Here is an 8,103-nt window from a genome sequence, read left to right on the forward strand (position 1 = left end):
CCCCCCCCCCCCCCCCCCCCCCCCCCCCCCCCCCCCCCCCCCCCCCCCCCCCCCCCGCCGCGGAAGAACGCCACCTTGATGTAGCGGGTGAAGCAATGGAAGCTGAGAAACCACCCTTCGCCCGGCGCAACCGCATACATCGGCGAGTTCCACTTCACCGCCTTGTGCACGCCAGGTACGGCCTGCTCGATCAATGCATCCAGTCGCGCGCCGATCGCACGTTTCCAACCCGGCATGGCGGCAACGTATGCCTGCACCGGCGCATCGCCCTCGCCCTTGGCGATCTGCGGGTTGCCACCGGACAGCAGCGTGGGCGCAGTGGAAGGTGCGGTTCGCTTGGCAGGCATCGCACGATACGTCCATCGGGATGAAGCTGCAGCCTAGCGCGGGCCCGCCGTGTGGTCACGGCGCAGTGCGCCATCGGCTCAGTCCGCCTGCCGTGCGCGGAACCGTCGCCAGTCCGGCAGCTTGCGGTGGCGGCGCAGCGAGCGCATCAGCGCTGCCATCACGATGCCGAACAGCACGCCAGCCGACAGGCCGGCCACCAGCAACAGCGCCAGCGGGCGCTCGCTGCCCTGCCACAGCATCAACCACATCAGCGCGGTCCAGAACAGCCCGAACAGCAGGCCCTGCACCAACGCGTTGGTAGCAAATCCGGCCAGGATCGGCGGCGGCAGTGCAATGCCCAGGCGCCACAGCAGGCGATGCAGCAGCGGTGCCGACTGCACGCGCGCCAGCCCCTGGCCGTCCAGGAAGCGCAGCGCCGACTGGATCACGGCAGGATAGCGCGGGTTGATGTCGCTCATCACCTGATCGTGGCCGATGCGATGCCGGAAACGCAAACGGCCACCCGAAGGTGGCCGTCGCGGCAACAACCGAAGTTGTTTATCAGGCCTTGTCGGCCAGACGGGCAGCCTTGGCGGCAGCAGCGGCAGCCAGGTCTTCCTTGATGCGGGCAGCCTTGCCTTCCAGGCCACGCAGGTAGTACAGCTTGCCGGCGCGGACCTTACCACGACGCTTCACTTCGACCGAGTCGATGATGGCGCTGTGGGTCTGGAAAACGCGCTCGACGCCGTAGCCGTGCGAGATCTTGCGGACGGTGAACGAGGAGTTCAGGCCGGCATTCTTGGTGGCGATGACGACGCCTTCGTAGGCCTGCACGCGCTCGCGGCTGCCTTCCTTCACCTTCACGTTGACGACAACGGTGTCGCCCTGGCTGAACTTCGGCAGTTCACGGGTGATCTGGGCGGATTCGAATTCCGCGACGATGGACTTGTTCAGCTTGCTCATGGGTTACACCGATTCTTGTTCGGGTGGGCGTGTCATATCGACAACGTGGGCTCATGCAGTCACCGGACTGTGCTGCACGTTTGTTTTGGGTACTGCGCGCGCCAACCGGGGCTGGCGGGAATTGGCCATGATAGCCGATAAAGCCAGCCCTGCGCTAGGGGCTGGCCTTCTGGTTCCGGGCCTGGCGGCCCTGCTCCAGCAGTTTGCGGTCGGCCTTGCCCAGTGCCTGTTCATCCAGCAGGTCCGGGCGCCGCTGGGCGGTCCGGAGCAGCGACTGCTGGCGGCGCCAGGCGGCGATGGCCGCGTGGTTGCCCGAGCGCAGCACCTCCGGCACGTCCCCCAGCGGGTGCTGGGCCGGCTGGCTGTAATGCGGGCAGTCGAGCAGACCGAGGTCGCCCTCGAAGCTGTCCTGCGCCGCCGACTCCGCATCGTTCAGGGCACCGTCCTGCAGGCGGGCCACGGCGTCGATGATCACCGCCGCGCCCAGCTCGCCCCCGGACAGCACGTAGTCGCCGAGGGAGATTTCCTCGTCGACATTGGCCTCCAGGAAACGCTCGTCGATGCCCTCGTAGCGGCCACAGAGCAGGACCATGCGCGGCAGCGCCGCCAGTTCCCGCACCTTGGCCTGGGTCAACGGCGCGCCCTGCGGACTGAGGTAGATCACCCGCGCCGGAGTGGGATCGGCCTCTCGGATCGCCTGCAGGCAGGCCTGCAGCGGCTCGATCAGCATCACCATGCCCGGGCCACCACCGAACGGACGGTCGTCCACCCGGCGGTAGTTGCCTTCGGCGTAATCACGGGGGTTCCAGCCATGCAGGCTGAACAGTCCCTTCTCCTGTGCGCGCCCGACCACGCCCAGTCCAGCGGACTGGGCGAGGAAGTCGGGAAACAGGGTGATGACGTCGAAACGCATGCTCGCACTCAGAACTCGGGGTCCCAGTCGACCACGATCAGGTTGGCCTCGAAATCGACCGATTTGACGAAGTCCGGCTGCACGAACGGAATCATCCGCTCGCGGTCACCCCGGATCACCACCACGTCATTGGCGCCGGTGCTGAACAGGTGCGAGACCTGGCCCAGGGCGACGCCCTCGGTGGTCTTCACATCCAGGCCTTCCAGGTCCACCCAGTAATACTCATCGGGCTTCGGCGGCGGCAGGGCACTGCGGGCCACGTAGATCTCGGTGCCGCGCATCGCTTCGACCACATCGCGATCCTCGACCCCGGGAAAACGGGCCACCAGGTGCTTGCCGCTGTCGCGGCCGCGTACACCCTCAACCGTGGTTTCCACGCCGGACGGGCTGCGCACGATCCACGGCTGGTAACGGAAAATGGCGGAACGTGGCTCGGTCCAGGACTCGAGCTTGATCTCGCCGCGCACACCAAAAGCGCCGACAACCCTGCCCAGCAGGATGCGGCGCTCGATATCTTTCATCTGCTTCAACCAAGAGGGCCACGCCGAAGCGTGGCCCGTCAGGATCAGGCCGCAGCGGCCTGGGACTTGGTCGCTTCCTTGATCAGGTTGCGGACCTTGTCGGTCGGCTGGGCGCCGTTCTTGACCCAATGGTCAACGCGGGCCAGGTCCAGCTCGATGCGCTTCTCGGCGCCCTGGGCGACCGGGTTGTAGAAGCCAACGCGCTCGATGTTGCGGCCGTCGCGCGCGCTGCGCACGTCGGTGACGATGATGTGGTAGAACGGACGCTTCTTGGCGCCGCCGCGGGTCAGTCGGATCTTGACCATGGTGTTTTTCCTATTGCCCAGTCGCCAGGATGGCGAGGTAAGCGGACGATTATAGCGGCAGATCGCGGCCGGGCCAACCCCGGGGGGTCAGATCGCTTTTGTGCCGCAAAAGGGGGCTGACCCCAATCCCTGCCAGGCCACCGCCGCCAGCACCACCCTGCCCTGTTCAGCCAGCGCCTGCGAGCCGGGCAGGACATGCCCGTCAATGGCCTCCAGCGCCCACAGGCCGCTGGCGTTGCAGGCAAAAGCCGCCTTCACGCCGGCCAGATCGGCCAGCGGCAGCGGCTGAGTGACCTGAGGTCCCGGCCAATGCTGCTTCAGCAGCGCTTCGGCCGTACCGCGCAGGGCTGGCGCCTGCGGCCAGAGCAGCCGTTCACCATCGTGCACGGCCAGGTTCCAGGTGCTGCCTTCACTCACGTGGCCATCGGCGGTCATGAACAGCACGTCGTCGAAACCCGCCGCCATCGCCGCGCGACGCTCGGCGAACAGGCCAAACGTGCCGACGTGCTTGATCTGCGGCAGCTCGCGCTGCCAGGCCACGCTGCGCACACGCCTGGAGGCTGTCAGCGTCACCGGCGCGGACGCCGCCACCAGCACGTCCACCGGCACCGCCGCCAACGGGTTGCGGAAATCGAAGCGGCGCGAGTACACGGTCACCCGCAGCGAGGCATCGGCCTGCCCTGACTGCTGCAATGCCTGCGCCATCCATGCCTGTACCTGCACCGTGTCCAGTTCGCTGCCGAACAGTTCGCGCGTAGCCTGTGACAGCCGCGCCAGATGCAGGTCCAGCCCCTGCACTGCACCATCACGCACCTGCAGCGAGGTGAAGTGGCCGTAATTCACCAGCGCCGGCAGGAGATCCTCCACCTGCGCCGCCCGGCCGTTGCAGCTCACCATCATGGCAGCAGTGCCTGCGCCTGTTCCCACATGCCGCGCAGCACGTCGGCGGCCGGCTGCGCCGGCGCCATCCACGCCGACTGCCCGGCCCAGGCCTGCATCGCTGCGAGACGATTGTCCTGTGCCGCCTGCCTGCGCATCGGGGCGGTCAGGCCGCGCTGCACCGGGTATGGACGCGGCGCGGGGGCGCCTTCTGCGGCAGCGGCGCGCACATAGGGCGTCGCCAGGCCACGGCCCAGGCGACCACTGAAGGCGCGGGTCGGCCAGGTGTCTTCCGGTTCGCTGGCGGCCAGCCCATCGGCCCACGCCGAAGCGATCGCCGCTTCCGGCGTGCGCAGGAAGGCGGTGCCGATCTGCACCGCACTGGCGCCCAAGGTGAGTGCGGCAGCGATGCCACGGCCATCGGCGATGCCGCCGGCGGCAATCACCGGAATCTGCAGCTGATCGGCCAGGCGCGGCAGCAGCGCAAACAGTCCCACCAGCTGGCGCTCGGCCATCGCCGGATCAAAGGAACCACGATGGCCGCCGGCCTCCGCGCCCTGCGCCACCACCGCGTCGGCGCCGGCGTCCTGTGCCGCGCGCGCTTCGGACAAGGTGGTGGCACAGGCGATCCAGGCGATGCCGGCGTCCTTCAACTGCTGCACGTGGCGCGGCAACAGCACGCCCATGATGGTCGAGGCCACCGCAGGACGCGCCGCCAGCAGTGCGGCGAACTGTTCTTCGAAGTCGGCCGGCGTGGCGTCGGCGGCGCTGGCCGGCACCTCCGGGCCCCATTGCGCGAGGAAGGCGCGGCTGGCGGCCTCGGCGGCAACGTCACGGGCAGGTACAGGGTCCGGCATCCACAGGTTCACCTGCGCCGGACCGCTGGAGGCTGCGCGGAAGTCATCCATCCAGCGACCGATATCGGCCGAAGAGGACAACACCGCGCCCATTGCGCCCATGCTGCCGGCGTTGGCCAGCGCAGCCGACAACGGTACCGGGCAGGCACCGGCCATCGGTGCCAGCAGGATCGGAACGGAAACGCCAAAGCGACGGCAGAACGCCTCGGCGCGGGAAGCTACAGCGGAACTCTGCATGACGGCCCATCGTTTCGGACAGGCCCCCATGGTGCGCGCAGGACAGGGGAAGAGTCGAGCCTGCTGCCCGACGGCCTGCTGCGGCGCTTGTGCGCCGCCGCCCGAGCGTGGGCCCGGGCGCTACATCAGATTGCGGACGGGGCCGTCATCAACGGAACGGCATGCCGCGGCCGCCCATGGCGCCCATCATGCCCTTCATGCTGCGCAACATGCCCTTCATGCCACCGCCGGCCATCTTGCTCATCATCTTTTCCATCTGCATGTACTGCTTCATCAGCTTGTTGACGTCGGCCGGCGTCACGCCCGAGCCCTTGGCGATGCGCGCGCGGCGCGAGCCGTTGAGCAGGTTCGGATTGCGCCGTTCCTTCTTGGTCATCGAGCTGATGATGGCGATCATGCGCGGCACTTCCTTGCCCTGGCTGACCTGCTGCTTCAGATGGTCGGGGATGTTGCCCAGGCCCGGCAGCTTGTCCATCAGGCCGCCGATGCCGCCCATGTTCTGCATCTGCTCGAGCTGGTCACGCATGTCGTTCAGGTCGAATTTCTTGCCCTTGGCGACCTTCTCGGCCAGCTTGGCGGCCTTGTCCTTGTCGACCTGCTGCTCGACCTGCTCGACCAGCGACAGCACGTCGCCCATGTCGAGGATGCGGCTGGCGATACGGTCCGGGTGGAACACGTCCAGGCCTTCCGGCTTTTCACTGACACCGACGAACTTGATCGGCTTGCCGGTGATGTAGCGCACGCTCAGCGCGGCGCCGCCGCGGGCGTCACCGTCGGTCTTGGTCAGCACCACGCCGGTCAGCGGCAGGGCATCGCCGAAGGCCTTGGCGGTATTGGCCGCGTCCTGGCCGGTCATGGCGTCGACCACGAACAGCGTTTCGGCCGGATTCACCGCAGCGTGCAGGGCCTTGATCTCGGCCATCATCGCTTCGTCGATGGCCAGGCGGCCGGCGGTATCGACCAGCAGTACGTCGACGAACGACTTGCGTGCATCGTCGATGGCGGCGCGGACAATGGCTTCCGGCTTCTGGTCGGCACTGGACGGGAAGAACAGCACGCCAACCTGCTCGGCCAGGGTCTTCAGCTGTTCGATCGCGGCCGGACGGTAGACGTCGGCCGAGACCACCATCACCTTCTTCTTGCGCTTTTCCTTCAGGTGCTTGGCCAGCTTGCCCACGGTGGTGGTCTTGCCGGCGCCCTGCAGGCCCGCCATCAGGATGATGGCCGGAGCGGGCACATTGAGGTTCAGGTCGCTGGCTTCGGCGCCCATCACCGCAGTCAGCTCGTCGCGCACGACCTTGATCAGCGCCTGGCCCGGGGTCAGCGACTTCAGCACTTCCTGGCCGACCGCGCGCACCTTGATGCGCTCGATCAGGGCCTGCACCACCGGCAGCGCAACGTCGGCCTCGAGCAGCGCGATGCGCACTTCGCGGGTCGCCTCGCGGATGTTCTCCTCGGTCAGGCGGCCACGGCCACGCAGGCGCTCGATGGTGCCGGAAAGGCGCTGGGTCAGGGACTCGAACATGCGGCGCAACCTGTCTGAAAGCGGGGGACAATAAGGCAGACAGTATAACGGGTCCGGCTGTCTCCCCGGACTGCGGCCACGGGGCCGTCGCCAGCATCACGGGGGTATGCGAAACTGCAACGATGACAATCGTTCTCATCGCCGTCCTGCTCTACCTGGCTGCCAGTGCCCTGCTGGTGCGCGCGCTTGGCCGCGATGAGACGACCGGCTCCCCCATCTGGCTGTGGCCGGCCCTGCCCGCCATGCTGCTGCACGGCGGCTACCACGTGATGGTGGCGATGCGCACCAACGGCGGGCCGGACATGCACTTCTTCGCCGCACTGTCGCTGGTCGGCCTGGGCATGGCCTGGCTGACGTCGCTGGTCGGCGCGCGCGGGCGGATGTCGGCGCTGGGCGTGGTGGTGTTCCCGCTGGCCGCCGTGCTGCTGCTGGCCTACCACGGTTACGGCCACGAACCGAGCAAGGTACTGGGCTGGCGCCTGGCCAGCCACGCCTGGCTGGCCCTGCTGGCCTACGCCACGCTGAGCATCGCCGCGTTGCTGGCGATCATGCTGTGGCTGCAGGAACGCGCGCTGCGCCGCCGCGAGTTCCGGCCTTGGCTGCGGGCACTGCCGCCGCTGGCCGACCTGGAATCACTGCTGTTCCGGGTGATCACCGTCGGCTTCGCGCTGCTGACCCTGACCCTGGTCACCGGGGTGCTGTTCGTCGACGACCTGCTGGCGCAGAAGCTGGTGCACAAGACCGTGCTGAGCGTGCTGTCGTGGATCGTGTTCGGCGTGCTGCTGATCGGCCGCCGGCGCTACGGCTGGCGCGGCATGAAGGCGGTGCACTGGACGCTGGCGGCGATGCTGTTGCTGCTGCTGGCCTTCTTCGGCAGCCAGTTCGTGATCGAACTGGTGTTCGGGCATTCGCGATAAAGGCGTGCCGACCAACGGTCGGCACCCACCCCAGCATCACCGGGTAGTGCCGGCCGCTGGACCGCACCATGCGTGGATGCCGTGGGCGGTCAAGGCAGCGGCTGGGCCAGGATCTTCCGCACCGAACGACCACTGTTGGTGACGATGTCATCAACCTGCCAGCATCCCTGCCCGTGGCGCACCATCGGCAGGCGGGTCAGGTAGGCCTTCTTCCACACCGAATAGCGCATCTCGACCTGGCCGGCGGAGGCCGAAGCCTCCTTCCAGCTGTAGCGCACCGGGGTTTCGATGTCACCGTCCTGCGCATCCAGCCACGGATCCGAATCGATTGTGCAGATGCCCTCTTCGCGCTGCTGGCAGGCGCGCTCTCCACGCAGTGCCTTGCCGAAGGCAGGGCTGACCAGGGCCGGGGGTGGCTCCAGCAGATCACCGTTGCCCGTCGTTGCCTGGTAGAAGGCGCGGGCCACCGCCTCTGGTTCCTGGCAGGCGGGTGACGCCTGCACGGTGGGGGCCAGCAGCAGCCCGGCGATCATCAACATCCCTGTCTTTCGCATGTATTTTTCCCTGAGGTAGTGCCGGCCGCTGGCCCCCACCGTGCAGGCGTCACCCGCCTGCCAGGAACCAGAGGCGGTGGCCCGCGCCTTCTACCAGGCAACGAC

The 8,103-nt window shown here is 67.8% G+C and carries 11 protein-coding genes; 1 reads left to right on the forward strand and 10 read right to left on the reverse strand.

Annotated features, from left to right (window positions below; genetic code table 11):
* The 9 genes from ACM0PY_RS12690 to ffh form a co-directional block, all read right to left on the reverse strand.
* Window positions 1-347, reverse strand: a 347-nt coding sequence (locus ACM0PY_RS12690) for a DUF1801 domain-containing protein (protein ID WP_495493261.1), incomplete at its 3' end; no start/stop codon positions are given.
* 78 nt (window positions 348-425) lie between these two features.
* Window positions 426-806, reverse strand: coding sequence for a DUF6404 family protein (locus tag ACM0PY_RS12695; RefSeq protein WP_180884696.1), 381 nt, complete (start codon window positions 804-806; stop codon window positions 426-428).
* Between the two features lie 82 nt (window positions 807-888).
* On the reverse strand, window positions 889-1,290 hold the full coding sequence (rplS, locus tag ACM0PY_RS12700; RefSeq protein ID WP_005415736.1) for a 50S ribosomal protein L19: 402 nt from the start codon (window positions 1,288-1,290) through the stop codon (window positions 889-891).
* A 154-nt stretch (window positions 1,291-1,444) separates the two neighbouring features.
* Entirely contained in the window at window positions 1,445-2,203 is a 759-nt protein-coding gene (trmD, locus tag ACM0PY_RS12705; protein ID WP_180884698.1) for a tRNA (guanosine(37)-N1)-methyltransferase TrmD, read from the reverse strand.
* An 8-nt stretch (window positions 2,204-2,211) separates the two neighbouring features.
* Window positions 2,212-2,724 carry a ribosome maturation factor RimM gene (gene rimM, locus ACM0PY_RS12710; RefSeq protein WP_180884700.1) on the reverse strand — a complete coding sequence of 171 codons (513 nt, stop codon included), beginning with the start codon at window positions 2,722-2,724 and terminating at the stop codon, window positions 2,212-2,214.
* Between the two features lie 44 nt (window positions 2,725-2,768).
* A complete protein-coding gene (gene rpsP / locus ACM0PY_RS12715) occupies window positions 2,769-3,029 on the reverse strand; it encodes a 30S ribosomal protein S16 (protein WP_005415733.1) in 261 nt (86 codons plus the stop codon).
* A gap of 87 nt (window positions 3,030-3,116) precedes the next feature.
* Window positions 3,117-3,929 (reverse strand): aminotransferase class IV family protein, encoded by an 813-nt coding sequence (locus ACM0PY_RS12720; protein ID WP_180884702.1) that lies wholly within the window; start codon window positions 3,927-3,929, stop codon window positions 3,117-3,119.
* Entirely contained in the window at window positions 3,926-5,002 is a 1,077-nt protein-coding gene (locus ACM0PY_RS12725; protein WP_072166886.1) for an NAD(P)H-dependent flavin oxidoreductase, read from the reverse strand. The genes ACM0PY_RS12720 and ACM0PY_RS12725 overlap by 4 nt, the downstream gene beginning before the upstream one ends.
* 148 nt (window positions 5,003-5,150) lie before the next feature.
* On the reverse strand, window positions 5,151-6,527 hold the full coding sequence (gene ffh / locus ACM0PY_RS12730; RefSeq protein ID WP_005408591.1) for a signal recognition particle protein: 1,377 nt from the start codon (window positions 6,525-6,527) through the stop codon (window positions 5,151-5,153).
* A gap of 122 nt (window positions 6,528-6,649) precedes the next feature.
* Between ffh and ACM0PY_RS12735 the strand changes: the two genes are divergently transcribed.
* Window positions 6,650-7,444 (forward strand): cytochrome C assembly family protein, encoded by a 795-nt coding sequence (locus ACM0PY_RS12735; protein ID WP_005415730.1) that lies wholly within the window; start codon window positions 6,650-6,652, stop codon window positions 7,442-7,444.
* Window positions 7,445-7,533: 89 nt separating this feature from the next.
* Here ACM0PY_RS12735 and ACM0PY_RS12740 read toward each other — a convergent pair whose 3' ends face one another.
* Window positions 7,534-7,998: a YqhG/Tai3 family protein gene (locus tag ACM0PY_RS12740; protein ID WP_180884704.1), complete on the reverse strand. Its 465-nt coding sequence runs from the start codon at window positions 7,996-7,998 to the stop codon at window positions 7,534-7,536.
* Between the last annotated feature and the right edge of the window lie 105 nt (window positions 7,999-8,103).

It is taken from the genome of Stenotrophomonas sp. BR163, from assembly GCF_047520985.2.
GTDB lineage: Bacteria > Pseudomonadota > Gammaproteobacteria > Xanthomonadales > Xanthomonadaceae > Stenotrophomonas > Stenotrophomonas sepilia.

What these genes read in the sequence shown, in the direction of transcription:
- ACM0PY_RS12695 (WP_180884696.1), bottom strand. Translation starts at nt 806, where the DNA reads ATGAGCGACATCAACCCGCGCTATCCTGCCGTGATCCAGTCGGCGCTG.
- rplS (WP_005415736.1), bottom strand. Translation starts at nt 1,290, where the DNA reads ATGAGCAAGCTGAACAAGTCCATCGTCGCGGAATTCGAATCCGCCCAG.
- trmD (WP_180884698.1), bottom strand. Translation starts at nt 2,203, where the DNA reads ATGCGTTTCGACGTCATCACCCTGTTTCCCGACTTCCTCGCCCAGTCC.
- rimM (WP_180884700.1), bottom strand. Translation starts at nt 2,724, where the DNA reads ATGAAAGATATCGAGCGCCGCATCCTGCTGGGCAGGGTTGTCGGCGCT.
- rpsP (WP_005415733.1), bottom strand. Translation starts at nt 3,029, where the DNA reads ATGGTCAAGATCCGACTGACCCGCGGCGGCGCCAAGAAGCGTCCGTTC.
- ACM0PY_RS12720 (WP_180884702.1), bottom strand. Translation starts at nt 3,929, where the DNA reads ATGATGGTGAGCTGCAACGGCCGGGCGGCGCAGGTGGAGGATCTCCTG.
- ACM0PY_RS12725 (WP_072166886.1), bottom strand. Translation starts at nt 5,002, where the DNA reads ATGCAGAGTTCCGCTGTAGCTTCCCGCGCCGAGGCGTTCTGCCGTCGC.
- ffh (WP_005408591.1), bottom strand. Translation starts at nt 6,527, where the DNA reads ATGTTCGAGTCCCTGACCCAGCGCCTTTCCGGCACCATCGAGCGCCTG.
- ACM0PY_RS12735 (WP_005415730.1), top strand. Translation starts at nt 6,650, where the DNA reads ATGACAATCGTTCTCATCGCCGTCCTGCTCTACCTGGCTGCCAGTGCC.
- ACM0PY_RS12740 (WP_180884704.1), bottom strand. Translation starts at nt 7,998, where the DNA reads ATGCGAAAGACAGGGATGTTGATGATCGCCGGGCTGCTGCTGGCCCCC.